1 protein-coding gene is annotated in these 474 nt (G+C 54.2%); it reads left to right on the forward strand.

Features of this window, described 5'->3' with window-relative positions; all coding sequences use genetic code 11:
• On the forward strand, positions 1-465 hold a 465-nt coding region (locus tag ACTHUR_RS19835; protein ID WP_440400508.1), incomplete at its 5' end, for a Nif3-like dinuclear metal center hexameric protein.
• Between the last annotated feature and the right edge of the window lie 9 nt (positions 466-474).

Genomic DNA, 474 nt, shown 5'->3' on the forward strand with positions numbered 1-474 from the left:
GGCTACCACCTGCCGCTGGACGCGCACCCGCAACTAGGCAATAACGCACAGTTGGCCGAGAAACTCGATTGGGTGCTCGAAAAACAATTCGGCGAGCAAAACCTGTTGAATACAGGCTGTCTGAAAACCACGCAAACGCTGGCGCAATTGTCTGAACGCATTGAGGCGGTATTCGGCCGCAAGCCGACTGTTATCGGCGATCTTGAACGTGAAATCAAACGTATTGCCTGGTGCAGCGGCGGTGCGCAGGGATTTTTTCAGACGGCCGTAGACGAAGGTGTCGATGCGTATCTGACCGGTGAGATTTCCGAAGCGCAATATCATCTTGCCAACGAAACGGGTGTGGCATTTATCAGCGCCGGCCACCACGCGACAGAACGTTACGGCGTCCGCGCCTTAGGCGATGCCGTGGCAGAAAAATTCGGTATCGAAGTGGTTCACTTTGATGAAAACAACCCTGCCTGAGTATTGAGC

This window comes from Neisseria sp. P0021.S007 (genome assembly GCF_051956855.1).